The sequence below is a fragment of the Amycolatopsis japonica genome (assembly GCF_000732925.1).
Lineage (GTDB): Bacteria > Actinomycetota > Actinomycetes > Mycobacteriales > Pseudonocardiaceae > Amycolatopsis > Amycolatopsis japonica.
Genome location: NZ_CP008953.1, coordinates 8,737,234 through 8,761,202, shown reverse-complemented (window position 1 = coordinate 8,761,202; position 23,969 = coordinate 8,737,234). Strand labels below are relative to the sequence as shown.

Below are 23,969 nucleotides of genomic sequence, written 5' to 3'. Positions count from 1 at the left end.
GCTTCACCGCAGCACCATGCAGCCCCGCGCCTCGAAGTCAGCGAGCCACGGCGGCTCGCGCAGTTCCTTGTTCCACCGCAGATCCAGTTTGTCCAATTTGGACAGCCGAGTGATGGACTCCGGCAGCGAGGTGAGCCGGTTCTCCCTCAGGTCGAGCTGACGCAGCTCGCTCAGGTCTCCGATGGAGGACGGCAAGGTGGTCAACCGGTTCTTTCGCAGATGCAGTTCGCGTAACGCGGAAAGTGTCCCCATCGATTCCGGGATTCCGGTCAATCCGTTGCCGTACAAGCGGAATTCACGCAACGACGTCAGGCCGGACAGATCCTCCGGAAGGGTGGCGATGCGATTGTCCGTGCACCCCAGGTATTTCAGCCGTCCGAGCGAACACAACGCGGCGGGGAACTCGGTCAACCGGTTGTCGCTCACGTAGAGGTATTCCGTCAGCCCGGAAAGCTCGCCGAGTTCGTCCGGCAGGACGGAAAGTTCGTTGTGCCCCAGATCCAGCGTGTGCAGATTCCGCAAGGCGCCGATGGCGGGCGGGACGGAGGTCAGCCGGTTGGTGGCCAGATTCAGCACGCGGAGCCCGGAAAGCGACCACAGCTCGTCGGGAACGGACGTCAGCCGGTTGTCGTACAGATCCAGGTACTCCAGCGTCGCCGGGAGGGAGATGCCGGACAGGGAGGTCAGCCCCTGGCCACCGAGTTCGAGTCGAGTGGTCACAGGGGCCGACCGTAGTCCTGGGTCAGGTCGCGGCGCGATGCCCGCCCTTGATCTTGGCGTAGATCGCGGCCGCGGCGATGACGCCGACGATGGCCGCGCCGACCTGGAAGGCGTGCCGGATCCAGTCGATGCCCGCGGTGTCGCGGACGCCGAACACGCCGGCCAGCCAGTTGCCGATGAACGCGGCGACGATGCCGACGACGATCGTCAGCCACATCGGGATCTTCTGATCGCCGGGCGCGATCATCCGGCCGATGACGCCGAGGATCAGCCCGACCACGATCGTGGTGATGATGCCCCAAAGGCCACCCAACATGGTCCCTCCTTCGCTGGAGAATCGAGTGAACCCACGGTGACACCGAAACCGGCTCGTCGCGCCTCAAGACCCCTTACCGGGTGACACCGCGGCGTCCGTAGAGGTTGGCGGCCAGCGTGACCCCGATCCCGGCGATGACGATCTGGGTGATGAGTTCGAGCCAGTCGAAGCCCTTCGTGTCCGCGTAGCCGAGCCCGCGGGCGATCGCGGTGCCGATGAAGGCGGCGACGATACCGACGACGATGGTCAGCCAGATCGGGATGGACTGCTTGCCGGGGGCGAAGAACCTGCCGAGCACCCCGAGGATCAGGCCGACCACGATCGCCGTGATGATGCCGGTGACTGTCATTGAGACTCCTTTGCCGAGGTCTCCGCCAACGGGCGGACTCAGCACGGAAATTCCCCCGGAAATCCCCCTCGAAACCACGAAGAGCCCCCTCCGGACCGGAGAGGGCTCTTCGTCACGAAACCGTTTAGAACGCGGCTTCGGGGATCTCCATGAGGCTGTTGTCCGCGGCCTCGACGATCGCACGGCGCGACGTCAGCTCCGGCAGGACGCTCTTCGCGAAGAACGACGCCACGGCGAGCTTGCCCTCGTAGAATGGGACGTCCTTCGCCGACGCGCCCGCGTCGAGCTTGCCGATGGCGACCTCGGCGTGCTTGATGAGCTGCCAGCCGATGAGCAGGTCGCCGACCGACATCAGCAGGCGGACCGTGTGCTGTCCGACCTTGTTGATGTTCTGCGGGTCTTCCTGCGACGAGGTCAGGTAGCCGATCAGCGAGCCGAGCATGCCCTGGGTGTCTTCGAGCGCCTGCTTGAGCAGACCGCGCTCGTTCTTGAGCCGCCCGTTGCCGATCTCCGACTCGATGGTCTTCGTGATCTCGCCGGCGACGTAGGCCAGCGAAGCGCCCTTGTCGCGGACGATCTTGCGGAAGAAGAAGTCCAGCGACTGGATGGCCGTGGTGCCTTCGTACAGCGAGTCGATCTTCGCGTCACGGATGTACTGCTCGATCGGGTAGTCCTGCAGGAAGCCGGACCCGCCGAGGGTCTGCAGCGACTGCACGAGCTGCTCGGTCGCGCGCTCGGAGCCGACGCCCTTGACGATCGGCAGCAGCAGGTCGTTGACGCCGTGCGCGATCTTCCGCGAAGCCTCGTCGCCCTCGCCGGTCCACACCTGGTCCTGGAAGGTCGCGGTGTAGAGGTACACCGCGCGCAGGCCCTCGGCGTACGCCTTCTGCAGCATCAGCGAGCGGCGGACGTCCGGGTGGTGGGTGATGGTGACGCGCGGCGCCGCCTTGTTCAGCATGTTCGGCAGGTCCGCACCCTGGACGCGCTCCTTGGCGTACTCGAGCGCGTTGAGGTAGCCGGTCGACAGCGTCGCGATGGCCTTCGTGCCGACCATCATGCGGGCGTACTCGATGACCTGGAACATCTGCGCGATGCCGTCGTGCACCTCGCCGAGCAGCCAGCCCTTGGCGGGGGTGCCGTGCTGGCCGAAGGTCAGCTCGCAGGTGGTGGAGGCCTTGATGCCCATCTTGTGCTCGACATTGGTGACGAAGGCGCCGTTGCGCTCGCCCAGCTCACCGGTCTCGCCGTCGAAGTGGAACTTCGGCACGAGGAAGAGCGAAAGGCCCTTGGTACCGGGCTTGGTCTCGATGCCGGGGCCCTCGGGGCGGGCCAGCACCAGGTGCATGATGTTCTCGACCATGTCGTTCTCGGCCGAGGTGATGAACCGCTTCACGCCGTCGATGTGCCAGGAGCCGTCCTCCTGCTTGACGGCCTTGGCGCGGCCGGCGCCGACGTCGGAACCGGCGTCGGGCTCGGTGAGGACCATGGTGGCGCCCCAGCCGCGGTCGATCATGATCTGCGCCCAGCGCTTCTGCTCGTCGGTGCCGTTCTTGTCGACGATGCCGGCGAAGTTCGGGCCCGCCATGTACATGAACAGCGGCGCGTTGGCACCGAGGATCAGCTCGGCCGCGGCCCACTGCACGGTCGGGGGCAGGCCGAAGCCGCCCAGCTCGTTCGGCAGGCCCAGCCGCCACCATTCGCCGTCCATCAGCGCCTGGTAGCTCTTCTTGAACGACTCGGGGATCTTCACCGAGAAGGTCTTCGGGTCGTACACCGGCGGGTTGCGGTCCGCGTCGGCGTACGAGTCGGCGAGGGGACCGGAAGCGAGCTTGTTCAGCTCGGTCAGCACGCCGCGGGCGGTCTCCTCGTCGGATTCCGCGAGGACGCCCTTGCCGAGGCGGTCCTGCACGCCGAGGACCTCGAAGAGGTTGAACTCCAGGTCTCGGACGTTGCTCTTGTAGTGGCCCATTTCGTCACTCCAATGTGTTCGGCTCCCCGGCCGGGCACACGTCCCTACTCGCCGGTAACATCAGGATATTACCTGTGGGTAACCGGCGGCAAGTGAATGGCCACTGTTGTGATGTGGAAATCAGCAATTCGGGGGGTCGAGGTGCTGGTTCAGCGGGGTGACGGCGCGATCGAAGTGGCCGCCTGCGGCTCCGCCGGGGTGTGCGCGTCGTCGGGATTCGCCACCAGGATGCCGGAGCGGAACGCGATCGTCACGGCGTGTGTGCGGTCGCGGGCCGAAAGCTTGCGCAGGATGCTCTTGACGTGCGTCCGCACGGTTTCGACGGACAGGAACAGGATCTTCGCGATCCCGGAGTTCTCGAGTCCCTCGGCCACCAGCTGCAGGACCTGGTACTCGCGGCGGGACAGCGGCATCAGGCCGCGCGCGGTCGCCGGCTTGGGGGCTTCGCCCGGCTTCGGGAGCACGGGCTGGCGCTTCGGCCGCGCCGTGAGTGCCGCCAGCGTCGGGTCGATGTAGCGGCGGTCGCTGTGCGCGCGCCGGATCGCCTCGGCCAGGTGCCGTCCGTCGGTCGCCCTCGGCACGATCGCGTGCACGCCCGCCGCGATCGCCGCGGCGAGGTACTGCTGGGTGCGGTTGGTGTCCCTGATCATCGTGATGATGACCAGCGCCGGGTCGCCGCCGCTGAGCAGCCGGGACAGATGGCAGTTCGGGTCGAGCGCCGAATCCAGCACGATGACGTCCGGTTTGAGCTGTTCGCACAGCTGGAGCGCGGCATGATGGCTCGCCGCGTGGCCGAGCCACGTCAGCCCCGGCGTGCGGTGGACCAGCGAGCTCAATCCCTCGCAGAAGATCGGGATCGGATCGACGGCGGCCACGCCGAGTCCGCGGCCGCCTGGCGACAGTCCGCCAGGCCTGCCGGCCTGCGTTCGGTTCGGCTCGATGCTTCGCATCACGGACCCCTCCGTTTTCGTGCCCGCCATCTCCGGACGAGAGGACTCGGAAGTCCATTCGGTGACCACTGCCCCCCGGCGTGGTCACCCTCGCCAACCGGTCCCCCCTGCGGGACCGGACAGAGATGACACCTCGTAACTATTACGAGTCGGTAGGTCGGAGCACGTGACGCGATATCCCCCTCATAGATGTATCGCCTCGTCGCAGCAAACTCTGCGTATCAGCTGGTTGTGGATCTCTTGCTCGAATGAGCGCACCGACGGGAGATCCTGACCCGTTCACTACTGAGAGTGGACTTCGGCACGAAGGCGCCCGAACTCGTCCCCGAGCGCCGCGGGCGTCCAGTGCGCGTTCAGCCCGCTCGGATTCGGCAGTACCCAAACCCGCGCTCCGCCGATCTCGGTGTCTTGCGGGCCGATCTTCGCCTTCGGCAGGCCGAAGGCGGTCCGGTAGGCCGTGATCCCGACGACCGCGAGCCGGCGTGGCCGGAATTCGGCGACCCTCGCCGTGAGCAGACGGCCGCCTTCCCGGAATTCGTCCGGCGTCAGCTCGTCGGCCCGCGCCGTCGTCCGCGCGACGACGTTCGTGATGCCGAGACCGAGGCCGAGCAGTTCGTCCTGCTCGCTGGGGTCGAGCAGGCGCGGGGTGAAGCCGCCGCGGTACAGCGCGGGCCAGAACCGGTTCCCCGGCCGGGCGAAGTGCAGGCCGAGGGCGCCCGAGTAGAGGCCGGGGTTGATCCCGCAGAACAGCACGTCCAGATCGGGCGCGATGACGTCGTCGATGGTCTTGCCGTAGGCGGCGGCCAGCTCGCCCTTGGTCGGTTTGGTCCTCACGGGGCCAGTTTCCGGCACGCTGGTGGGTATGGAGCAGGGGACGTTCACGGCGGACGGGTGTTCGGTGGAGGTGTACCGGCTGCTGCCGCCCGGCGACGAGCCGGGGATCGTGCACGCGGCGGTCCCGGCGGGGGCGTCGATCCTGGAGCTCGGCAGCGGCGCCGGGCGCGTCACGCACGCGTTGCTGGAGCTCGGGCATCCGGTGGTCGCGGTGGACGATTCGCCGGAGATGCTCGCCCACGTCCGCGCCGGGACGGTGTGCTCGAAGATCGAAGACCTGCGGCTCGGCCGGCTCTTCGACGTGGTGTTGCTCGGCAGCCACCTGGTCAACACCGCCTCGGAAGCCGATCGGGCGGCCTTCCTGGCCACCGCCCGCGCGCATGTCGCGCCCGGCGGGCGGGTGCTCGTCGAATGGCATCCGCCGGAGTGGTTCGACTCGGTCCGCGACGGTCAGGGCGGCAGGCTCGGCGAGGTCGACGTCCGGCTCGGCCAGGTCGTCCGTGACGGCGACCTGCTCTCGGCCGTCGTGCGGTACTCGGCCGGCACCCGGTGGTGGAGCCAGGCGTTCACCTGCCGGCGGTTGGACCTGCAGGCCCTGAAAGCCGCGCTGACCAGCGCAGACCTGGCCTTCGAACGGTGGCACACCGAAGACCGGACCTGGTTCTCGGCGAGCCCCGAGTGACCTGCGACACCCACTTTCGTCTCAAGGGGTGGTCAACTCAGCACGATGTGCGTACTGTTTGTGATCTCGCACACAAGGTCGTCTTCGAGGAGGCGTTTTGCAGCTCTCGCTCATCCTCGGCCTGGTCGCGTTGATCTTCGTGGTGGCCACCGTGCTGGTGATCGCGGAAGACCGGCGGGCCGCGAGGCGCGCGGCCCAGCGACGGCAGGCGAGGCTAGCGGACTTGGGCGAGGTCGACCCGCTCGCGGCGCGGAAGCTGAAGCTCGACCGTTGAGGGAACGGGCTTGCGCACGAGGCTGAGCAGCAGGGCCCCGGCGATCCAGCCGAGCATCGCGCCACCGGTGTTGTTGAGCAGGTCGTCGACGTCGAAGATCCGGTAGACGTAGGGCGCGGTGCCGAAGTTCGCGGTCAGCTGCGTGATCTCGATCAGCAGCGAAGCGGCGAGGCCGATCAGCGTCGTGCCGACGAGGCCGCGCTTCCACAGCGTCCTGGCGAAGAAGCCGAGCGGGACGAACAGCAGCACGTTCATGGTGGCCTGCTGGAAGGTCTGCGTGGTGAACCAGTCGGCCATCGGCAGCCCGTGCTTGAGCAGTTCGGTGTGGATGTCGGCGACCCATTGGAACGGCTGCAGTTGCACGGTCTGGCTCAGCCGTTTGACGCCGGGGCCGGGCAGCGGCAGGAAGGTGACGGCCAGCGTCATGGTCGCGTAGAGCAGCACGGCGGCCGTGGTCAGGACGGGACGAAGCCGCACCCGGCCGTGCCGCGCGTGCAGGACGATCAGCTGCGGGATCAGCACCGTCGCCCAGAGCGCGAAGAAGCTGATCAAGCCGTACTGCAGGGCGGTGACCTGTGCGTTCGTCATGACCACGACGTTATGGATCACGAGGGGTCCGCCACTTCGGTCGAAGGGCCGCGGCGGACGGCGCCGGATCGGCCGAGTGGCCGACCCCGATCTTGGCCGATCGGCGATATTCGTTCCCCGATCCACCGCTCGACGTGGGATTCTGCCCGGATGTTGCTCGTTCGACGGCTCGTCCCCTCGGACCTCGACGTCTTCCGCGAGGTCCGCCTGCGTGCCCTGACGGACACCCCCGAGAACTACGGCTCGATCGCCGCTGCCGAAAGCGCGCAATCCGACGAGGAGTGGCTCGCGAAGCTGGCGGGCGACGTCTGGTTCGCCGCCTTCGACGACGGGCGTCCGGTCGGCCTCGTCGCCGGACGGGCGCGGGACGACGGCTGGATCCTCTACTCGATGTGGGTCGCGCCCGAAGCCCGGGGCCGGGGGCTGGGCACCCGGAAGCTCACGCGCCATGTGACGGTTGCCTATCGTCCTCCTTTTTCCTCTGGTGAAGGTCAAACCCGCAAGGCAGACTCCTCCGCCGTGCGCCCAACAATGAAGATCTCCACCCGCCTGGCCGTCGTCGCCGGTGCCGCGCTGACCGCGCTGGCCGCCGTCGCCGCGCCCGCGTCCGCCGCGTCGGCGACCACCGACGTCCGGCTGATCACGTTCAACGACCTGCACGGCAACCTCGAACCGCCGTCCGGTTCGAGCGGCCGTGTCACGCTGCCCGACGGCAAGACCGTCAACGCGGGCGGCGCCGCCTACCTCGCGACGCACCTGAAGAAGCTTCGCGGCGAAGCGCGCAACTCGGTCGTCCTGTCGGCCGGTGACAGCATCGGCGCGTCGCCGGTGATCTCGGCGCTGTTCCACGACGAGCCGACCGTCGAGCTGCTGAACCGGCTCGGCGTCGAGGCTTCCGTCGTGGGCAACCACGAATTCGACGAGGGCCTCAAGGAGCTCCGCCGGATGCAGCACGGCGGCTGCCATCCCACCGACGGCTGCCAGTTCCGCGAGTCCTTCAAGGGCGCGAACTTCCCCTTCCTCGGGTCCAATGTGTACTACGAGAACGGCGTCCCGGCGTTGCTGCCGTTCAGCATCGAGGTCTCCGGCGGCGTCCCGATCGGCGTCATCGGCGCCACGCTGAAGGATCTGCCGCAGGTCGTCACCCCGGAGGCGATCAAGGGCCTCAAGTTCGGCGAAGAGGTCCAGGCCATCGACCGCACGGCCAAGCTGCTCGACTTCTTCGGGGTCAAGGCGCAGGTCGTGCTGCTGCACCAGGGCGACAACTCCGAGACCGCAGGTCCGGACGAGTGCAAGGTCAAGCCGGGCGCGGCGACCGCGATCGCGCAGAAGGTGACGTCCAAAGTGGACGCCATCTTCACCGGGCACAGCCACCAGCAGTACAACTGCGTGATCAACGATCCCGAGGGCGCCCCGCGTCCGGTGATCCAGGGCGCGTCGTTCGGCCGTCTGCTGTCGGTCGTCGACCTGAAGATCGACCGCCGGACCCGCGACGTCGTCCGTGGCGAGACCAAGGCGCACAACCAGATCGTCACCCGCGACGTCACCCCGGACGCCGACGTGGTGAAGCTGATCGACGAGGCCAAGACCAAGGCCGCGCCGATCGCGAACAAGGCCGTCGGCACCATCACCGCGGATCTGGTCGCCAAGGGCGCGGCGTCCGGTGAGTCGCCGCTGGGCGACGTCATCGCCGACGCCCAGCTCGAAGCCACGAAGTCGAACGGCGCGCAGATCGCGATGACGAACCCGGGCGGTATCCGCACGGACTTCACCTACGCGTCGTCGCCCGCCGGCGAAGGCGACGGTGTCGTGACCTACGGCGAGGCGTTCGCCGTGCAGCCGTTCGCGAACATCATGCAGACGATCACGCTCACCGGCGCGAACCTGAAGAACGTGCTCGAACAGCAGTGGCAGGCCAACGGCGTCGTGCGCACGCTGCAGATCTCGAAGTCGCTGAAGTACTCGTACTCGGCGTCGGCGGCTCAGGGTTCGCGCGTTTCGAACCTGACGCTCGACGGCGCGCCGATCGACCCGGCGGCGTCGTACCGCGTTTCGGTGAACAACTTCCTCGCCGCCGGCGGGGACGGCTTCACCGAGTTCACGAAGGGGACCGGCCTGTCGGGTGGTCCGGTGGACCTGGACGCGCTGATCGCGTACTTCGGGGCGCACCCGGGCATCGCTCCGCCGCCCGCGGACCGGATCACCGTCCTGCCGTAGCTCCCCCGCGCGCCATGAAAGGTCCTTTCCTTGCGAAATTTGCGAGGAAAGGACCTTTCCTTGCATTCGCCGGGTGGTTTTGTCAGTGACCCAGGGCACAATGTCCGCCATGACGACCTGGGAAGAAGTCGTGGCTCTGGCGGGCAGGTTGCCGGAGGTCGAGGAGTCCACGTCGTACCGCACGCCGTCGCTCAAGGTCGCGGGCAAGAACTTCGCCCGGCTGCGCACCGAGGCCGAGGGCGGGCTGATGCTGCTGTGCGAGCACGCGGAGAAGGAGGCCCTGCTGGCTTCCGGCGACCCCGCGTACTTCACCACGCCGCATTACGACGGCTACGGCGCGATCCTCGTCGACCTCGAGAAGGTGGAGAAGGTGCAATTGAGCGAACTCATCGAGGCGGCCTGGCGGATGAAGGCACCCGCCAGGCTCACGAAAGGACTGAACGACTAGCGGAGTTCCCCTTCGAGCAGGCTCATCAGGTACTCGTCGTGCCACTGGCCGTTCTGGCCGCGGAACGACTGCCGATGCCTGCCGTCCACCTGGAACCCGAGCTTCTTGTAGATGTGGATCGCGGCCTCGTTGTCGACCACGACCCACAGCGCGATCATGTGCAGCCGCATCATGTCGAAGCCGTAGCGGCAGAGCGTGCGCATGGCGTCGGTGCCGTAGCCGCCGCCCCAGTGGTCCTTCTCGCCGAGGTAGATGTCGAGTTCCGCGCGGCCCTGCTCCGGGGTGGCGTCGCGCAGGGTGCAGGTGCCGATCAAGGTGCCGACGGCGAGGCTCTCGATCGCGAAGTCCACCTGGCTGAAGCTGTTGGGTTTCCGGTGGGTGAAGCGTTCGCGGATCTGGGCGAGGGATTCCGGGTGGTCCGCGGGCAGCCAGCGCGTGACCTCCGGGTCGTTGTGCCAGCGCCACAGCGTGTCCGCGTCCTCGGGTTCCAGCGGGCGCAAGCGGATCAGTTCACCGGTCAGCATCGTCCATCCCAAGATCGGTATCGGACTTTCCAGACTATTGGGCGACACCCTCGAGCAGCCACCGCTTAACGGGGACTTCCAGCAGCACCCTGGCGCCGAACGGGGCGATCTCCACCCCGGCCGCCCAGCCGTCGTACTTCGCCGCCAGGGCCGCAAGGACGTCTTCGCGCAGAGCTCCTCGATGGACGCGCGCCACGCCTTCGGCGACAGCCGGAGCGTCGCCGTCTTCGAGCGCGAGGCTGACGCGTGGATCGCCGTCGATGTTGCGCACCTTCACGTTCCGCTCGCCGCTTCCGATCCAGAAGACGCCGTCGAGATACACGAACCACACCGGCGTGACGTGCGGCGATCCGTCCCCGCGGAGCGTGCACAACCAGGCGTTGCGCTCCCTGGCGAGCCGTTCGATAAGCGATTGATCACGTTTCACCTGGTCAGCCTGCCCGAAAGCTAGGGTGCCGGGCGTATGAAGGTCCACCAGTACTGCTACTTCGCCTTGAAGAGCGAAACCGTGTCCGCCGGGGAGATCACCGCGCGGCTCGGCATGGAGCCCGACGAGGTGCTGGTACTGGGTTCGCGGTCCGCCGAACACCGGTTGCCGCGGATGCACGCCTGGAAGGTGACGCATCGCGGTTCGGAACCGGTCGACGACCAGATCGAGAGCGTGATCGGCAGGCTCGCCCCGGTCCGCCCGGAAATCCGGCGGCTGGTGGACGAAGGCGTGAGCGCGGTGCTGCAGGTGGTGCGCTACTTCCATCACCGTGACGGCGGCGAGGAATTCGGCTGGCACCTCTCGCCCGCCGTGATCGCGTTCCTCACCGAAGCGGCGGCCGCGCTCGACGTCGACGAGTACGACCTCAGCGAATGACCTTCCGCCGGTCCGGTGCGCGAGGGGAACGCCGGAGATGGTGGGATGGGGCCCCACAGCCGGACAACCCCGTTGGGAGCCCAGCATGTCGAGCGAGAACTGGCCGATGAGTCAGGATCCCGAGTCGCCGGTGATCATCTCCCGGTCGCTGGTGGATGACCCGTCGAACCTCGCGTTCGTCGTCCTGGACGACGACGGCGACTGGTTCATCAGCGACGGCAACGAGTTCTCCGAAGACATGGAGGAGAACAAGGACGCGTTCGGCGCGCTGCCGCTGCGGGACGCCGTGGAGCTCATCCCGGAGATCGCCGTGCTGGCAGGCCTCCCCACCGGCATGGCCGCCGACTGGGATCCGGAGCGGCGCACGTGGCTGCTCAGTTCGGTCGCCGACTCGGACGACGACGAGGAAGACCTCCTGGTGCGCGCCGCCCGCCTCGCCGCGTGGACGCATCCCGGCTCGCCGCTGGAAGAAGTCCAGGTGAGCACCGAACTCGCCGAGATCTCCACCGACCCCGCCGCCCCGGCGCGCGCCGTCCGGCAGGTCGTCCGCGAGGCCGACGGAAGCTGGCTGCTCGTCGGCTTCCAGGTCCCGGAAAGCGAGGACTTCGAGGTCGAAGCCCTCGAGATGGAACACGCCGTCACGCTGTACCCGGATGTCGCGCTGGTGCTGAGCGCCGCGCCCGGCCAGGTGTACGACCGGCCGAGCGCCGACGCTCCTTGGGAACTCGTCGAAGGCTAAAGGCAGCGCAGCCACACGGCGTGCCGCCAGGACATCCCGTCGGTGCGGACGTCGACCACGCCGAGTTGGACATGCGTCGCGACCGTGGTGTCCGTGCCGACGCACGTTGGTCCCGACGAGCCATCACGCCAAACGTTGTCGGGGCCGACCCATCGAGCGCCCGACAGAATGAAGCCGTCGCCGTTCGAGCCGCCCTCAGGTGACTCGGTGAGCCAGATCGTGTTCCCGGCCGCGTTCGGCCATGCCCAGCCTTCGACGGTGGTCGGCCGGACGTCGCGGTTCAGCAGCCAGGTCGCCGTGATCGCGACCGCCGCCACGGCGACGACGGCTGTGACGGCATGTCTTTTGATCGTCCCGTTCACGGTTTCAGCCGAAGTCGCAGTACATGACGTGCAACCCGATGCGCCCCAGCGTCGGGTGCTCGAACGCGCCCGGCACCGTGCCGACGATCTCGAACCCGAGCCGTTCGTAGATCCGGATCCCGGCCGCGTTCGATTCGGCGACCGCGTTGAACTGCATCCCCGCGAAACCCCGTTCCCTGGCCCAATCCAGGGCATCCGCACACAGCGCGCCACCGATGCCCTTGCCGCGAACGTCCTTGTCCACCATGAAACTGGCCGTCGCCACATGGGCCCCGGGCCCGCCGCGGTTCGGCCCCATCTTGGCCGTGCCGAGCACGCGGCCGCCCTCGACCACGACCACCGTCCGGCCCGGCGGCGTCTCGACCCAAGTGCCGCGGGCGTCGTCCTCGGTGAGGTTCGGGTCGTAGGTGTACGTGTCCGCCGCCCGCACGACTTCGCGCACGATCGGCCAGACCTGCGCCCAGTCGTCTTCGGTGAACTCCCGGATTTCCATACCTGGCACGGTAACGACACTGGGAAGTCAATAACCGGCCCAGCGGTTCCGGCGCCACCGCCAGGCGAAGCCGGAGAGCAAGAGCAGGCCGGCGACCGTCAAACCCGAGCCGATCCAGATCCGCGTCGAGCCGGATTCCCGCTCGACGCGGATCCCCGGCGGCAATCCGGCCGCGATCCCGTCGATCTTGGCCTGGACCGAACGATGGTCGAAGACGCTCAGCTCGCCGTCTTCCGCCAACGTCGCCAGCCAGCGGCGAATCTCGTCGTTCTGCTCGCGGGAGAAACCGGGGAATTCGAGCGAGGCATCGCGCAGCACTCCCGGACCCATGCATCTCAACGGGTCCCCTGTGGACGCGTCGAGATATTGGCCTGTCGCCCCGCATTCGTCACCCGCCTTGGCGAAAACGACGGTGTACGGCCCCGGGGTGCTGCCCGTGTTCAAGCCGATGACGAGGAAGATCCCGCCGACCAGGAGGAGCGGAAGGATCAGCGACCCGGCCACCACGGTGAGCAAGGCCGCGGCCGTACTGTCGCTCGACATTTTCCGCACGGTGGAGAAGGTAATCGCGGGGAGCGGGACGGGTCCCCGGCTTCGGCTCGGGTCGCGACAGGGCCGGTCACCAGTCCTGAGGCAAAAGGCGCCTTCTGAATCCAGCCCGGACCAAACGATCGTAAGCCTCGGCGACGCTGCCCGGAATGCCCTGCCGGACAGCGAAACCGCGTTCCGCATAGACGGTGATCCGTTGCGTATCACCGACAAGCATGTTGATCACCCGGTCCACATCGCCGATGCTCTCGACGTAGTCATTCAGCGGCAACGGCCGCGAAGCGCAGATGACGTCCACCTCGGGCCACAGCTTCTTGCAGGTCGCGTAAGCACGCCGCTGTTGATACGGCCGAGAGATGAGAACGACCGACCCGACCTCGAGGCCGCGAGACTCCAGCAGCTTTCGGGTGAGCGTGATGTTGTCCCCGGTGTTCCGAGCCTCGGGCTCGACCAAGATGGCGTCATCCGGCACGCCCAACGCAAGCGCGTGTTCGCGGTAGTGCACCGCCTCGCCGCGCGGGAAGCGTTCGACGGTGGTCGGCGCGTTGGCCCCGGTGAAGACGACGCGCGGGAACATCCCGGCGTGGAACAGTTCCGCGGCACAGGTGGCGACGCCGAGATCGTGGCTGCCGAGTCCGATCCCGACGTCGGCGGGCCGGAGTTCGTGCCGCATGTCGTGGTAGTCCCAGAGCGTCTGGACGTCGTGGCGGAGGCCATCCGGCAAGGTCATAAGACTCCAAAGCGAAAGCCCCAGGTCCTAAGTGGACATCCACTGACCTGGGGCTTTCGCATGAGAGCGGATGACGGGAATCGAACCCGCGTATTCAGCTTGGGAACCAGGGTGATCATGCTGGAAAGTGGCTCTGGCCTGCGACTGACTGTCCGATGATCATGGTCGTACGGCGTGCTCTGTCAGGCTCCTGTTTTACGAACGCTGGATGCTAGACGCGTTGTTGTAACGGATCTTGCCGCAGCGACGATCCTCTGAGGGCCGTGTCAGGAGGTGATTGCGTAAGATCGCGCAGCGTCACGCATTCAGCGTGTAAAGATGCGTCTTGTTGGTCTGAGTCTTTTGTGCGGAGAGTTCGTGTGGATTTTTCAACATTAACTGGCCCTGTGGCGACAGTGGTGGCCGCGCTGGCTGGTTTGGTTGCGGCAAGGCGTAGAGAAAACCGTCTACGAAGTTCGATCCAAGCGAATTTGAGCTCGATTGAGAAGTTGCGCGAACTGAAGTTGGATAGCGAAAAATTGCTCGTCGGAAAATTTGAGGCAGCGCTTTCGATTCAGATCGATAGTCTGCTTGGTATGGAAGAGGCCCATGCAAGGGGGAAACAGCGAAACTGGCCATCTCTTGCGGCCGCCTTCCTGTTAGCTGCCATTGTTTCTACGCCGATGTGGCTCATGTGGCGCCCTCAAGTCTGGTATGCATGGACTCTGTTTGTGGCGCTTGGAGCTTTCTCGATTATGTTGATAATGTCGGGCCTTATGGCGTGGCGCAAAGGACCAGATGAGGGCAAGGCTGTGAGGTCGCGGAAGGGTTGAGTCTAGATACGTTCCATGTGGTCTGGGGCCGGCGCTCCGTTCGATTCGGGCGACCCTGGGAAGTCTTTCTTATAACTTAAAGCTTTTGATTTCGCCGCTGCGCAACGTGTGGTCAAGTGTCAGAATCCTGTCAATCGCAGCTGCTGAATTCAAGGGAGTGATGGTTATGTGGAAATCTCTGCGTGAGGTTCGAAGGATTTCCAGGGTGCAGGAAGGTTCCTGCCCCGGTCCAGGTGGAACGTGTCCCCTGCGGCACTTAGAGACCTGGGTCAAGCCGAGCAAGACGCGCTCCTCTTCACCGGTGAGCGAGGTGGGAACGCGGTCCGTCGGCCGAATTTCAGTCAGCGGACGAAGTGGGTCGAGGTCGTGGGGAAGATCGGCTTGAAGGGGCTGCACTTCCACGACCTGCGGCATGCCGGGAACATCTGGGGCATGACGACATGCGGGCGGCGCTGATCTAGCAGCGGGCGACGAGTGAGGCCGACGCGCAGATCGCGGACCGGCTGTCCAAGCTCGTCGACCGACACCGCAAGAGCACGACTCCGGACGACGACGAAGATCAGGACGGCCAGCCAGTTCCGGTCGGCAAATGGCACGTTAATGGCACGCGAGCATCGGCGGCCGGACAAAGCGAAAGCCCCAGGTCCTAAGTGGACAACCACTGACCTGGGGCTTTCGCGTGAGAGCGGATGACGGGAATCGTACCCGCGTATTCAGCTTGGGAACCAGCGTGATCATGCTGGAAAGTGGCTCTGACCTGCGGGCGGCGCTTGCTCGGGGTGGCCGCGATTGACCTTGGTTGACCCCGCTGAATGGCCCAACGTGCGCCTGTCTCCACCTGCGTCCTTGTGCCTGTTTGCTCCGCTTCCCTCGCCCCTGCCATCTCTAGCGCCGGGTCGGTCGTGTCAAGGCACGCTTTCCCGCCTTGATGCGGGCGACACGGTGTTAGACGCTGAGCAGCGAGGGACACCCGGTGACACTGCCACGCGGTCAGGTGGGCGGGGTGATCTGACGTCGTGTTCCATGGGTCTCCGGTGGCGGCGGCGCGCTGTGCGGTGCTGCCTCGTCGGCGGGCTCGCCCGGTGGCGCCTGCCGGAGCGGAGCGGGAGGCCGGCGTCCGCCATGGGGCGAAGCCCGCCGTACGGACGGTGACGTGCGCGCCGCTGGTGGCGGCGCCTTGATCCCATCGAGCCAAGTTCGGCAGACAACGCCGCTGCACAAGATCCCTCATTGGGAGTGTTTCAGGGCCAACTGGCGATGGAGTCGACTGACTCTGGTGATCATGGATTCGCTGTGTCGGGGACACCAGTGCGAGTGCTCCGTTAAAGTCAACCCTTTGCGCAATCTTTCACGTGATTAGATATCGAATAGAGTTTCTTGATTGCGTTGCGCTGAGGAAAGCTTAAGATCTTAAGCTTGAGCGCCGATTGCGTCAGAGGGAGCGGTAGATGTTGCCACTTAGTGAACTTGCAGACGAGCCCGCTGGTCGCCTGCATAGTGTCCTGGGACTCTTCCGAGATTTGGACTCCAATGGCTCAGTGACGCAAATGTGGGGTAAAATTGCTCCACTGGTCGCTACGGGTGGCGATGCCATATCGGTGCGTTCTGAGGCGGCAAGCCTTCTTCGAGATGTGGAACGTGCTGTGTATTCATTGCCGCAACGTCGGCACCGGGCTTCCGCGCTGCTCCGCGACCGTCCGCAATGGGCGCGTCCAATATTTGGAATTTCATTTAATGACACTGCAGCTTATTCTCCAAATGATCTAATAGCGGATTCTGCGCTGGATTCCTTGTCGACGCTTTCATCTCTTTTGAGTCTGGCTGGCCCAGAACATAGGCCTAAAGGTAGCGATGAAGAGCTAGTTCGCGTTCTGGAGGAAGTGTATGATCAACTCGGACAGCTTCGCATTGACATTGAAAATGCTACGGACATACCAGAGGTCGCTCGAATTAGAATGCTCGGGCCGATCTCGATAGCATTGGAGAAGATAACCTACGTTCGTATTCGTGGTTTCTCTCATCTGCTTGGAACGGTTCAAGTCACGGCGTTTGAGGTTGGGGTTGTTGTTGCAGAGCAGGCTTCCGAGGAACCTTCCGCGATCGAGCGCTTCAACAATTGGCTTGAAGTATTCAGGCAGGTAATTCGCAAGGTGGAGGAAGTAGTGCTTCCGCCAGCTGTTGGTATTGCTACTGGAATTTCTTCGAAGAATCTTGAGCTTGGTTTAGGTGCCACCCTTGCTACTCGTATAAGTCTGGAAAACTTGAAGATTCGCAAAGAAATCGAATCTGGAAGCAATGGAGAAGCAGGCCTGAATTCAGATCAGTTGAGTTGATTTAAATAGCCTAGTAAAACTTTTCCCACTGGTAACGTGTATGGAATTCGTCAGGATGCAGGATTTCCTGCAGTAATTTCATAGGGCCTATTTTAAAAAGTGATTTCTTTTGTGCGTGATCACAACGGCGAAGAGTGCCTCTGCTAGAGAAGGCGTTTCACGTAACCAGCTCGTATCAAGCGCTTGTAGGCGGCCGTGACGTAGTTTGGGATCTCCTGGTGGATGGCAAAGCCACGCTCGGCGTAGGCGGTGATGCGCTGGGTGTCGCCGACCAGCATGTTGATGACGCGGTCCACGTCGCTAATGCTCTCGATGTACTCGTCCAAAGGCGGCGGCCGCGAAGCGCAGGAGACGTCCACCTCGGGCCAGAGCTTCTTACAGGTCGCGTACGCGCGACGCTGCTGGTACGGCCGAGAGATGAGCACGACTGACCCGACCTCGATGGCGCGAGAATCCAGCAGGGCGCGAGTGAGCGTGATGTTGTCGCCGGTGTTCCGCGCCTCGGGCTCGACCAGGATGGCGTCATCCGGCACGCCCAGCTCAAGCGCATGTTCGCGGTAGTGCACTGCCTCACCGCGCGGGAAGCGTTCGACTGTCGTTGGCGCGTTGGCTCCGATGAAGACGATGAGCGGGAACATTCCGGCGTGGAACAGTTCCGCAGTGAACGTGGCGACCCGAGATCGTGGCTTCCGAGTCCGATCCCGGCGTCTGCTGGTCGGAGTTCGTGGTGCATGTCGTGGTAGTCCCAGAGCGTCTGGACGTCGGCGCGGAAGTTGTCCGGCAGGGTGGTCGAGCGCTCGGGCACGGGTTCTCCGGGGTCAGTCGGGGATCTTGAAAGTGTAGGTCCAGGAGAAGGCGGGCACGTCGACCAAAGACCTCATGGCGCGGATGGGGCATGACGACATGCGGGCGGCGCTGATCTACCAGCGGGCGACCAGCGACGCTGACGAACGGATCGCCGACCGGCTCTCGAAGCTCGTCGACCAGCACCGGACGGGCAGCGCGGATGACGATGACGACGGCCTGAGTGGCCAGCCGGTCCCGGTCGGCTAATGGCCCGTTAATGGCCCAGCCGGAAGATCGGCCGGACAAAACGAAAGCCCCAGGTCCTAAGTGGACATCCACTGACCTGGGGCTTTCGCAGCTGAGCGGATGACGGGAATCGAACCCGCGTATTCAGCTTGGGAAGCTGATGTTCTACCATTGAACTACATCCGCAGTGCTCGGCCAGCATACATGGCCCGGATCTCTCCTTGCCAAGACCCCGCCCATCTTGACGTCGTCGCCAGAAGTGACAACACTTGTTGTCTACCTCGGAGGTGATCCGGATGGGCGAGCGGCTGCCTGACCCCGAACTGTTCCGTCAAGGCGGGTTCCGGGTCGCGTCGAGGCTGTTCATCGAGGGCGACATCAGGGGTGACGAGCGCCAGGTGGCGCGGCTGCGGCAGTTCGCGCAGCGGGAGGATCCGGCGGCCGACGTGCTGGTGCCGCTGCTGCGCAAGAGTCAGCCCGAGTTCGAACGGGCGCTGCGGCAAGGCATCGACAGCGTCGAGAGTCCGCCAGAAGCGCTCGAAGCCTTCTTTCGCGACGTCGAGGCGACGCCGTACTGGGTCGACCGGGACCGCCTTGACCGCGGAGCGCGGGCGATCACGCGTGCCGGGTTGCTCGGGCTCTTCCCTCTTGGCGACGTCTCGTTGATGGGCGGCTATCTCGCTTCGCGCGCTACGAAGTCGCTCGTCGGCACCGGCGAGATCGAGTACAAGGCGGCACGACGTCTCGTCGAGACGGCGACGTGGTGGATCCACGTGACGACACCGGGCGCGCTGGTGCCCGGCGGGCGCGGGTACGAGTCCGCGTTGCGGGTGCGGATCGTGCACGCCCACGTCCGCGCGGCCATGAATCGCCGTAAGGACTGGGATTACGCGGCTTGGGACAGGCCGGTCAACCAGGTCCAGACCGCGGGCACGCTCCTGCTCTTCTCCCTCGTCTACGTCTTCGGCACGCAACTGCTCGGGCTCCGCTACAGCGCCCGCGAGCGCGCCGACATCCTGCATCTTTGGCGCTATGTCGGCTGGCTGATGGGCGTCGACGAGGAACTCCTGCCCGCCGGCGAGGACGACGCCTGGCGGCTGCTGTGGCTGCTCGCGACCACCGAGTTCATTCCCGACGACGATTCCAAACGGCTCGCCGCGGCGCTCATGAAGGCCCACGCCGGGATCGGCGACGGCCGCGGCGCGCTCGGCAAGGTCCTCGCGCACGTGTCGGTCGCGGGGCACGGGGCGATCAGCAGGCTCCTGCTCGGCAAGACCAACGCCGACTTCCTCGAACTGCCCGACGATCCGATCGCCCAGGCGGCCGTGGTCGCGGCGGCCGGGGTCAACTTCGCCGCCGAGACGGTGCGGCGGGTGGTGCCCGGCGCGACGGCGCTCCAGGAGCTGATCGGGGCGGCCGGCCGTCGCCACTATCTACGGCAGGTGACCAAGGTGTTCGGGCTCGACCCGACCTACGGCAGGCACATGAAGGCCGCTTGACTACGCTGATCGCGTGCTCCTCAGCGACCGTGACCTCCGTAAAGAGCTCGACGCCGGCCGTCTCGGCGTCGACCCGTTCGACCCGACGATGGTCCAGCCGTCGAGCATCGACGTGCGACTCGACCGCTTCTTCCGCGTGTTCGACAACAGCAAGTACACGCATATCGACCCGCAGCTGCAGCAGGACGAGCTGACTTCGCTGGTCGAGAAGGAGGGCGAAGACCCCTTCGTCCTCCACCCCGGCGAGTTCGTCCTCGGCTCCACCTACGAGACCGTCACGCTCGCCGACGACCTCGCCGGCCGCCTGGAGGGCAAGTCCTCCCTCGGCCGCCTCGGCCTGCTGACGCACTCCACCGCGGGCTTCATCGACCCCGGCTTCTCCGGCCACATCACCCTCGAGCTGTCGAACGTGGCGAACCTGCCGATCACGCTCTGGCCGGGTATGAAGATCGGCCAGCTCTGCATCTTCCGCCTGTCCAGCGCGGCGGAGTTCCCGTACGGCTCGAACGAGGCCGGTTCGCGATACCAGGGGCAGCGGGGCCCGACCCCGAGCCGCGCGTACAAGAACTTCCACCGCGTCGACACCTGGAGGTAGCGCGTCAGCCCACTGGGGCTTCCCAGTCGATCCGGTGCCGCCACATGAAGGCGTTCGGATCCTCCGCCGGTGGGTTCTTGAACGCCCGCGTGAGGAAGAAGTCCCGGATCACCCGCCCGACGGGCCCGACCGCCTTGTCGTCGCCGTTGCGCTTGCCGCGCTCGACGACGGCTTCGACGCGCTCGCGCCGCAGGCCTTCGTAAACGGCGAGCGCCTTCGGGATCGAGGGCACGTCACGCAGGCATCGCGCCAGCGTGACGGCGTCCTCGATGGCCATCGCGGCGCCCTGCCCGGCCGCGGGTGAGGTCGCGTGCGCGGCGTCGCCGATGATGACCATCCGGTCCGTCCGCCAGGTCGGCACGCTCGGGAAGTCGTAGGTCGCCCACGGCCGGTAGATCTCGCGCGTCGCGCGCACGATCTCGACGGCCGGGGTGCGGTCCACCGCCAGCCCCCGGATCAGGTCCTCGCGCCAGGTGGTCGTCACGGTGAGGTCGGCCGGCGACGGCTCACGCTTCCGGGGGACGTTCGCGAACCACCAGACACCCCCGTCCGGGTGGACGACGTGGGCGAAGAACAGCCGCTTGCCGAACGTCATGTGCATGACGCCGGGTTCGTCGTCCAGCCGCAGGCCTTCGGCCAGTCCGCCGGTGTTCAGCAGCGGCACGTAACGCGGTGACGGCGCCTTCGGGTCGATGATCGTCCGCACGCGCGAGCGGAGCCCGTCCGCGCCGATCAGCAGGTCGCCTTCGGCCGACGAGCCGTCTTCAAAGGTCGCGAGGACGCCGTCGCGGGTTTCGCGCGCGTCGGCCAAACGTTTGCCGTAGCGGATCTCGATGCCGCGTCTGACGGCTTCGTCGCGTAGGCCGATGTAGAGCTCGGAGCGCAGCACCGTCTGGCTCACGGTGCCGTCGTCGAGCTGCCCGCCGAGGGCGAAATCCGCCAGCTCGCGTCCGTCGCCGAGGTGCATCTTGATCCGCGGTGTATCGAATCCCAAGCCCTTGACCAGGCTTTTCAGTCCCAGTGGGGCCAGCGCGTCGAGGCCGTTCACCGCCAGGGTCAGGAACGCGCCGACCCCTTCCGCGGTCCGGTCGTACGCCTCGTGGATCACCGGCTCGTGGCCCGTCTCGTGCAGTGCGATCGCCGTGATCGTGCCCGCGATACCCCCGCCGGCGATCAGTACCTTCGCCATGTCGTTCACCCCATCGAATCTCTTAGAAACTAATTCGTTCTATCGAACTAAAGACTCCGCTAGGCTGACCGATGTGTCAAGCGAGCGAGCGGAACTGGTCGAGCGGATCCTCAACGGGTCGCGCGCGCTGTCGACGGAGACGGTCATGTTCCACACGGCCATCGCCGAGCTGAGCGGCCTTTCGGCCGTCGAAAGCAAGGTGACCGACTACCTCGCCCGCTTCGGGCCGCAGACGCCGAAGGCTCTTTCGCAGCTCTCGGGGCTCGCGCCGGCGTCGATCACCGCGCTCATCGACAGGCTCGAAGGCAAGGGGATCGTCGCCCGGAAGCCGCATCCCGAAGACCGGCGGAAGGTTCTCATCGAGATCGACGCGGCGAGGATGAACACCGTCGCGCCGCTGTGGGATCACCTGGTGAAGTCGGTCCGCGAGGCCTGCGAGAACTACACGGACGATGAGCTGGAGACCGTGATCCGGTTCCTCGCCGACGCGGCGGCGATCACGCACGACTCCACGGGTCGCCTCAGCCGCTGACCGGTATTACTACTTTCGGGGGTATTGCCGTAACCAGTTCGTGATAGTTTTCGGCCCCGTGTCCCCCAATAGAACACGAAGCCGGTTACTGCTTGTCACGCTCAGTGTCCTGCTGGGCGGGGTGATCGCCAGCGCGAGCTACCTGATGGTGACCGATCGGTTCCAGGGCACCGCGCTGAGCAATCTCTCACTCAGCGTCCCCGACACCAAGGGCAGACCCGGCGACGCCCTCGCGAAGCCGCCCGCCTACTTCGGCCAGACGTCCTCTCCGGCGCCGGAGGGTTCCGGGCCCGGCTCGGCCGCTCCGACGTCGTCCTCGGCGGCTCCCACGTCGTCCACCGCCCCGCCCAGCTCGTCCTCCGCCGCGGCCGAGCCGCCCGCGAAGTCTTCCGAGGCCGCCAAGCCCCCTTCGAGCAAGGCTCCGGAGCCGCCCCGCTCGCAGGACAGCTCGCTCGCCGGGCAGGTCATCGACCTCGTCAACGCCGAGCGCGCCGACGCGGGCTGCTCCCCGGTGAGCAACGAGTCGCATCTCGCCGCCGCCGCGCAGGGCCACAGCGACGACATGTCCGCGCGGAACTACTTCTCGCACACCACGCCGGAAGGCGTCACGTTCGACCAGCGCATCCGGGCCGCCGGCTACGACAAGCCCGGCGCCGAGAACATCGCCAAGGGCCAGTCGAACGCCGCCAAGGTGATGGACGCCTGGATGAACTCCGAGGGCCACCGCGCGAACATCCTGAACTGCAAGCTGAAGAAGATCGGCGTCGGCGTCAACACCAAGGGCATGTACTGGACGCAGAACTTCGGCTACTGACCCTTGTCCCACCGTTCGGCGATGTCGCCGTAGCGGGCCAGCACGGCCGCGCGCAGTTCGGCGTCCGTGCGCGGGACCGGTTCGATGAACACCTCGGTGACGTCGCCGAAGGACTCGGTCAGCTCGGTCGCCATCCGGACGCAGGCGCGTTCGACGTCCGCCGCGCCGAGTGAATCGTCGAAGTCGACGCGGGCGCAGACGAGCACCTGATCGGTGCCCATGAGCATGGTCTGCAGGTCGACGACGGCCTCGATCTCCGGCGCGTTCCTCAGGTGCTCCCGCACCCCGCGCACCAGCCGGGGATCCGCCTGCCTGCCGATCAGCAGGCCGCGGTTGGTCCGCCCGAGTACGTAGGCGACCAGCGCCAGCAGGACGCCGATCGCGATCGACGCCGCGCCGTCCCAGACGTGCGAGCCGGTGAGCTGGTGCAGCCCGATCCCGGCGAACGCGAGCAGCAGGCCGATCAGCGCGGCCGAGTCTTCGAACAGGACTGTCTTCGGCGCCGGGTCGTCGATCATCCTCAGGTAGACCGAGACCTTCTGGCCGGAGTCGGCGGCGTCGCGGCGCACCTGCCGCACGGCCTGGAACCAGGAGACGGATTCGAGGGCGAACGCGATCGCGAGGACGATGTAGCCGACGATCGGATCGGTCTGCTCGGTCGCCTCGCCGAAGACCGTCGAAAAGCCTTCGTAGAGCGCGAACATCGCGCCGGAGGCGAAGATCGACACCGCGGCGAGCAGCGACCAGAAGTACCGCTCCTTGCCGTAGCCGAAGGGATGGACTCGGTCGGCGGGGCGGTCCGACCGTTTCAGCGCGGTCAGCAGGAGCACCTCGGTGATCGTGTCGGCCACCGAGTGCGCGGCCTCCGACAGCATCGCGCCGGAGCCGGTGATGATCCCGGCGATCAGCTTCAGCACGGCGATGGCGAGGTTGACCCCACCCGCCAGCACCACGGTCAGCGTGCTTTCGTCACCGGATTCTTCACTCACCTCGCGTAGCGTAGTGCGGGTGCGCCGATCTCACAGGCGACGCAATCCCTGCAGGACGCGTTCCATCAAGGCGAGTGCCGGATGACCGTCGAATTCAGCCTGCGTTTCATGAACGGTGACCAAACCGAGTTCGGCCATGTCACCCAAAAGGACCTTTGCAACGCCGAGTGGAACACATAAGGACGCGGCCACTTCGGCGACCGAAGTCGGACGACGGCAGAGTGATCTCACGGAATGGAATTCGACACTGAATCCCGGGGCTGTCCACGGTGCGTCGTTCCGGACGGAAATCATCGCTTCGATCGCGAAGTTCCGCTTGGACTGCGTGCGTCCGCCCGTGCGGACGTACGGGCGGACGCGCGTGCGTTTCCGTTCCTGTCGCGGCGGCCGCCGCGCGGCCGGGATGCTGGGGATGGTCGCTTCCTGGGCCACTCTGGCGAGTGCCGCGGACGACGGGATACGGGCGGTCGGGCGAACGGTCGGTGATCCCGGTGTGGCGAGCCGATGCTCCCTGACCGAGCGGAGTTCGTGACGGTTGCCCATTGATTCCTCGCCCCTTTTTTCC

At 66.0% G+C, this 23,969-nt stretch carries 29 protein-coding genes, 1 tRNA gene and 1 pseudogene; 13 read left to right on the top strand and 18 right to left on the bottom strand.

All coding sequences use genetic code 11. The features are described from left to right. Positions 1 to 3: 3 nt before the first annotated feature. The 6 genes from AJAP_RS40825 to mug form a co-directional block, all read right to left on the bottom strand. The gene (locus AJAP_RS40825) at positions 4 to 720 is read right to left on the bottom strand and encodes a leucine-rich repeat domain-containing protein (RefSeq protein WP_038521686.1); all 717 of its coding nucleotides are present in this window, start codon (positions 718 to 720) and stop codon (positions 4 to 6) included. Positions 721 to 742: 22 nt separating this feature from the next. Continuing rightward, positions 743 to 1,036 carry a GlsB/YeaQ/YmgE family stress response membrane protein gene (locus AJAP_RS40820; protein ID WP_038521684.1) on the bottom strand — a complete coding sequence of 98 codons (294 nt, stop codon included), beginning with the start codon at positions 1,034 to 1,036 and terminating at the stop codon, positions 743 to 745. A 73-nt stretch (positions 1,037 to 1,109) separates the two neighbouring features. Continuing rightward, positions 1,110 to 1,385 carry a GlsB/YeaQ/YmgE family stress response membrane protein gene (locus AJAP_RS40815; RefSeq protein ID WP_038521682.1) on the bottom strand — a complete coding sequence of 92 codons (276 nt, stop codon included), beginning with the start codon at positions 1,383 to 1,385 and terminating at the stop codon, positions 1,110 to 1,112. Between the two features lie 124 nt (positions 1,386 to 1,509). Beyond that, positions 1,510 to 3,354 (bottom strand): acyl-CoA dehydrogenase, encoded by a 1,845-nt coding sequence (locus tag AJAP_RS40810; protein WP_038521680.1) that lies wholly within the window; start codon positions 3,352 to 3,354, stop codon positions 1,510 to 1,512. A gap of 149 nt (positions 3,355 to 3,503) precedes the next feature. Continuing rightward, positions 3,504 to 4,304 (bottom strand): response regulator transcription factor, encoded by an 801-nt coding sequence (locus tag AJAP_RS40805; RefSeq protein ID WP_038524846.1) that lies wholly within the window; start codon positions 4,302 to 4,304, stop codon positions 3,504 to 3,506. Positions 4,305 to 4,586: 282 nt separating this feature from the next. Continuing rightward, positions 4,587 to 5,138 (bottom strand): G/U mismatch-specific DNA glycosylase, encoded by a 552-nt coding sequence (gene mug / locus AJAP_RS40800; protein ID WP_038521677.1) that lies wholly within the window; start codon positions 5,136 to 5,138, stop codon positions 4,587 to 4,589. 28 nt (positions 5,139 to 5,166) lie between these two features. On the opposite strand from mug, the gene AJAP_RS40795 reads away from it, so the two are divergent. Both AJAP_RS40795 and AJAP_RS44490 read left to right on the top strand, forming a co-directional pair. After that, the gene (locus AJAP_RS40795) at positions 5,167 to 5,820 is read left to right on the top strand and encodes a class I SAM-dependent methyltransferase (protein WP_038521676.1); all 654 of its coding nucleotides are present in this window, start codon (positions 5,167 to 5,169) and stop codon (positions 5,818 to 5,820) included. Between the two features lie 97 nt (positions 5,821 to 5,917). Next, a complete protein-coding gene (locus tag AJAP_RS44490; protein ID WP_167551731.1) occupies positions 5,918 to 6,094 on the top strand; it encodes a hypothetical protein in 177 nt (58 codons plus the stop codon). On the opposite strand, the gene AJAP_RS40790 is transcribed toward AJAP_RS44490, so the two are convergent. After that, positions 6,035 to 6,682, bottom strand: coding sequence for a VanZ family protein (locus AJAP_RS40790; RefSeq protein ID WP_038524843.1), 648 nt, complete (start codon positions 6,680 to 6,682; stop codon positions 6,035 to 6,037). The genes AJAP_RS44490 and AJAP_RS40790 overlap by 60 nt on opposite strands. A 150-nt stretch (positions 6,683 to 6,832) precedes the next feature. On the opposite strand from AJAP_RS40790, the gene AJAP_RS40785 reads away from it, so the two are divergent. Further along, positions 6,833 to 8,899: a GNAT family N-acetyltransferase gene (locus AJAP_RS40785; protein ID WP_158509821.1), complete on the top strand. Its 2,067-nt coding sequence runs from the start codon at positions 6,833 to 6,835 to the stop codon at positions 8,897 to 8,899. A 109-nt stretch (positions 8,900 to 9,008) separates the two neighbouring features. Next, entirely contained in the window at positions 9,009 to 9,347 is a 339-nt protein-coding gene (locus tag AJAP_RS40780; protein ID WP_038524837.1) for an MmcQ/YjbR family DNA-binding protein, read from the top strand. Here AJAP_RS40780 and AJAP_RS40775 read toward each other — a convergent pair. Both AJAP_RS40775 and AJAP_RS40770 read right to left on the bottom strand, forming a co-directional pair. Next, positions 9,344 to 9,871 carry a GNAT family N-acetyltransferase gene (locus AJAP_RS40775; RefSeq protein ID WP_037334434.1) on the bottom strand — a complete coding sequence of 176 codons (528 nt, stop codon included), beginning with the start codon at positions 9,869 to 9,871 and terminating at the stop codon, positions 9,344 to 9,346. The genes AJAP_RS40780 and AJAP_RS40775 overlap by 4 nt on opposite strands. A 34-nt stretch (positions 9,872 to 9,905) precedes the next feature. Beyond that, positions 9,906 to 10,298 (bottom strand): pyridoxamine 5'-phosphate oxidase family protein, encoded by a 393-nt coding sequence (locus AJAP_RS40770; protein ID WP_038521673.1) that lies wholly within the window; start codon positions 10,296 to 10,298, stop codon positions 9,906 to 9,908. Between the two features lie 36 nt (positions 10,299 to 10,334). On the opposite strand from AJAP_RS40770, the gene AJAP_RS40765 reads away from it, so the two are divergent. Beyond that, complete coding sequence (locus AJAP_RS40765) at positions 10,335 to 10,736, top strand: DUF4279 domain-containing protein (RefSeq protein ID WP_016338169.1); 402 nt, start codon at positions 10,335 to 10,337, stop codon at positions 10,734 to 10,736. Between the two features lie 85 nt (positions 10,737 to 10,821). Beyond that, positions 10,822 to 11,475 (top strand): hypothetical protein, encoded by a 654-nt coding sequence (locus tag AJAP_RS40760; RefSeq protein WP_038521671.1) that lies wholly within the window; start codon positions 10,822 to 10,824, stop codon positions 11,473 to 11,475. On the opposite strand, the gene AJAP_RS40755 is transcribed toward AJAP_RS40760, so the two are convergent. The 4 genes from AJAP_RS40755 to AJAP_RS40740 all read right to left on the bottom strand — a co-directional run bounded on the left by AJAP_RS40755 (position 11,472) and on the right by AJAP_RS40740 (position 13,609). Then, complete coding sequence (locus AJAP_RS40755; RefSeq protein WP_038521668.1) at positions 11,472 to 11,837, bottom strand: hypothetical protein; 366 nt, start codon at positions 11,835 to 11,837, stop codon at positions 11,472 to 11,474. The two genes, AJAP_RS40760 and AJAP_RS40755, sit on opposite strands and share 4 nt — an antisense overlap. A gap of 4 nt (positions 11,838 to 11,841) precedes the next feature. Next, positions 11,842 to 12,330: a GNAT family N-acetyltransferase gene (locus tag AJAP_RS40750; RefSeq protein ID WP_038521666.1), complete on the bottom strand. Its 489-nt coding sequence runs from the start codon at positions 12,328 to 12,330 to the stop codon at positions 11,842 to 11,844. Positions 12,331 to 12,357: 27 nt separating this feature from the next. After that, positions 12,358 to 12,873: a hypothetical protein gene (locus AJAP_RS40745; protein ID WP_228694815.1), complete on the bottom strand. Its 516-nt coding sequence runs from the start codon at positions 12,871 to 12,873 to the stop codon at positions 12,358 to 12,360. Positions 12,874 to 12,949: 76 nt separating this feature from the next. After that, the gene (locus AJAP_RS40740) at positions 12,950 to 13,609 is read right to left on the bottom strand and encodes a YdcF family protein (RefSeq protein WP_038521660.1); all 660 of its coding nucleotides are present in this window, start codon (positions 13,607 to 13,609) and stop codon (positions 12,950 to 12,952) included. Positions 13,610 to 13,968: 359 nt separating this feature from the next. Here AJAP_RS40740 and AJAP_RS43950 point away from each other — a divergent pair, with 359 nt between their 5' ends. Both AJAP_RS43950 and AJAP_RS43945 read left to right on the top strand, forming a co-directional pair. Further along, entirely contained in the window at positions 13,969 to 14,421 is a 453-nt protein-coding gene (locus tag AJAP_RS43950) for a hypothetical protein (protein WP_148311646.1), read from the top strand. Between the two features lie 1,448 nt (positions 14,422 to 15,869). Further along, a complete protein-coding gene (locus AJAP_RS43945; RefSeq protein WP_148311645.1) occupies positions 15,870 to 16,754 on the top strand; it encodes a hypothetical protein in 885 nt (294 codons plus the stop codon). 143 nt (positions 16,755 to 16,897) lie between these two features. On the opposite strand, the pseudogene AJAP_RS40730 reads toward AJAP_RS43945, so the two are convergent. Continuing rightward, a pseudogene (locus AJAP_RS40730) lies at positions 16,898 to 17,559 on the bottom strand (YdcF family protein). A gap of 83 nt (positions 17,560 to 17,642) precedes the next feature. On the opposite strand from AJAP_RS40730, the gene AJAP_RS43415 reads away from it, so the two are divergent. Then, a complete protein-coding gene (locus AJAP_RS43415; RefSeq protein WP_202965556.1) occupies positions 17,643 to 17,807 on the top strand; it encodes a hypothetical protein in 165 nt (54 codons plus the stop codon). Between the two features lie 94 nt (positions 17,808 to 17,901). Here AJAP_RS43415 and AJAP_RS40725 read toward each other — a convergent pair. Then, positions 17,902 to 17,972, bottom strand: a tRNA-Gly gene (locus AJAP_RS40725). Between the two features lie 110 nt (positions 17,973 to 18,082). Here AJAP_RS40725 and AJAP_RS40720 point away from each other — a divergent pair. Beyond that, positions 18,083 to 19,285 carry an oxygenase MpaB family protein gene (locus AJAP_RS40720; RefSeq protein WP_038521655.1) on the top strand — a complete coding sequence of 401 codons (1,203 nt, stop codon included), beginning with the start codon at positions 18,083 to 18,085 and terminating at the stop codon, positions 19,283 to 19,285. 13 nt (positions 19,286 to 19,298) lie between these two features. After that, the gene (gene dcd, locus AJAP_RS40715; RefSeq protein WP_016338162.1) at positions 19,299 to 19,880 is read left to right on the top strand and encodes a dCTP deaminase; all 582 of its coding nucleotides are present in this window, start codon (positions 19,299 to 19,301) and stop codon (positions 19,878 to 19,880) included. 4 nt (positions 19,881 to 19,884) lie between these two features. On the opposite strand, the gene AJAP_RS40710 is transcribed toward dcd, so the two are convergent. After that, positions 19,885 to 21,069, bottom strand: a complete 1,185-nt coding sequence (locus tag AJAP_RS40710) for an FAD-dependent oxidoreductase (protein WP_038524834.1) — start codon at positions 21,067 to 21,069, stop codon at positions 19,885 to 19,887. Between the two features lie 73 nt (positions 21,070 to 21,142). On the opposite strand from AJAP_RS40710, the gene AJAP_RS40705 reads away from it, so the two are divergent. Both AJAP_RS40705 and AJAP_RS40700 read left to right on the top strand, forming a co-directional pair. Next, complete coding sequence (locus AJAP_RS40705; protein ID WP_038521652.1) at positions 21,143 to 21,601, top strand: MarR family winged helix-turn-helix transcriptional regulator; 459 nt, start codon at positions 21,143 to 21,145, stop codon at positions 21,599 to 21,601. 121 nt (positions 21,602 to 21,722) lie between these two features. Then, complete coding sequence (locus AJAP_RS40700) at positions 21,723 to 22,415, top strand: CAP domain-containing protein (protein ID WP_148311764.1); 693 nt, start codon at positions 21,723 to 21,725, stop codon at positions 22,413 to 22,415. On the opposite strand, the gene AJAP_RS40695 is transcribed toward AJAP_RS40700, so the two are convergent. Both AJAP_RS40695 and AJAP_RS40690 read right to left on the bottom strand, forming a co-directional pair. Beyond that, positions 22,409 to 23,404: a cation diffusion facilitator family transporter gene (locus tag AJAP_RS40695; protein WP_038521648.1), complete on the bottom strand. Its 996-nt coding sequence runs from the start codon at positions 23,402 to 23,404 to the stop codon at positions 22,409 to 22,411. The two genes, AJAP_RS40700 and AJAP_RS40695, sit on opposite strands and share 7 nt — an antisense overlap. Before the next feature lie 30 nt (positions 23,405 to 23,434). Then, complete coding sequence (locus AJAP_RS40690; protein ID WP_228694813.1) at positions 23,435 to 23,836, bottom strand: DUF742 domain-containing protein; 402 nt, start codon at positions 23,834 to 23,836, stop codon at positions 23,435 to 23,437. Positions 23,837 to 23,969: the final 133 nt, after the last annotated feature.

Bases quoted from the DNA above. Each gene is read 5' to 3' on its own strand.
- AJAP_RS40815 (WP_038521682.1), bottom strand. From the start codon at position 1,385: ATGACAGTCACCGGCATCATCACGGCGATCGTGGTCGGCCTGATCCTC.
- AJAP_RS40795 (WP_038521676.1), top strand. From the start codon at position 5,167: ATGGAGCAGGGGACGTTCACGGCGGACGGGTGTTCGGTGGAGGTGTAC.
- AJAP_RS40720 (WP_038521655.1), top strand. From the start codon at position 18,083: ATGGGCGAGCGGCTGCCTGACCCCGAACTGTTCCGTCAAGGCGGGTTC.
- AJAP_RS43945 (WP_148311645.1), top strand. From the start codon at position 15,870: ATGTTGCCACTTAGTGAACTTGCAGACGAGCCCGCTGGTCGCCTGCAT.
- AJAP_RS40740 (WP_038521660.1), bottom strand. From the start codon at position 13,609: ATGACCTTGCCGGATGGCCTCCGCCACGACGTCCAGACGCTCTGGGAC.
- AJAP_RS40785 (WP_158509821.1), top strand. From the start codon at position 6,833: ATGTTGCTCGTTCGACGGCTCGTCCCCTCGGACCTCGACGTCTTCCGC.
- AJAP_RS40820 (WP_038521684.1), bottom strand. From the start codon at position 1,036: ATGTTGGGTGGCCTTTGGGGCATCATCACCACGATCGTGGTCGGGCTG.
- AJAP_RS40760 (WP_038521671.1), top strand. From the start codon at position 10,822: ATGTCGAGCGAGAACTGGCCGATGAGTCAGGATCCCGAGTCGCCGGTG.
- AJAP_RS40775 (WP_037334434.1), bottom strand. From the start codon at position 9,871: ATGCTGACCGGTGAACTGATCCGCTTGCGCCCGCTGGAACCCGAGGAC.
- AJAP_RS40780 (WP_038524837.1), top strand. From the start codon at position 9,009: ATGACGACCTGGGAAGAAGTCGTGGCTCTGGCGGGCAGGTTGCCGGAG.
- AJAP_RS40750 (WP_038521666.1), bottom strand. From the start codon at position 12,330: ATGGAAATCCGGGAGTTCACCGAAGACGACTGGGCGCAGGTCTGGCCG.
- AJAP_RS40805 (WP_038524846.1), bottom strand. From the start codon at position 4,304: ATGCGAAGCATCGAGCCGAACCGAACGCAGGCCGGCAGGCCTGGCGGA.
- AJAP_RS40790 (WP_038524843.1), bottom strand. From the start codon at position 6,682: ATGACGAACGCACAGGTCACCGCCCTGCAGTACGGCTTGATCAGCTTC.
- AJAP_RS43415 (WP_202965556.1), top strand. From the start codon at position 17,643: ATGGGGCATGACGACATGCGGGCGGCGCTGATCTACCAGCGGGCGACC.
- AJAP_RS40745 (WP_228694815.1), bottom strand. From the start codon at position 12,873: ATGTCGAGCGACAGTACGGCCGCGGCCTTGCTCACCGTGGTGGCCGGG.
- AJAP_RS40710 (WP_038524834.1), bottom strand. From the start codon at position 21,069: ATGGCGAAGGTACTGATCGCCGGCGGGGGTATCGCGGGCACGATCACG.
- AJAP_RS40765 (WP_016338169.1), top strand. From the start codon at position 10,335: ATGAAGGTCCACCAGTACTGCTACTTCGCCTTGAAGAGCGAAACCGTG.
- AJAP_RS40810 (WP_038521680.1), bottom strand. From the start codon at position 3,354: ATGGGCCACTACAAGAGCAACGTCCGAGACCTGGAGTTCAACCTCTTC.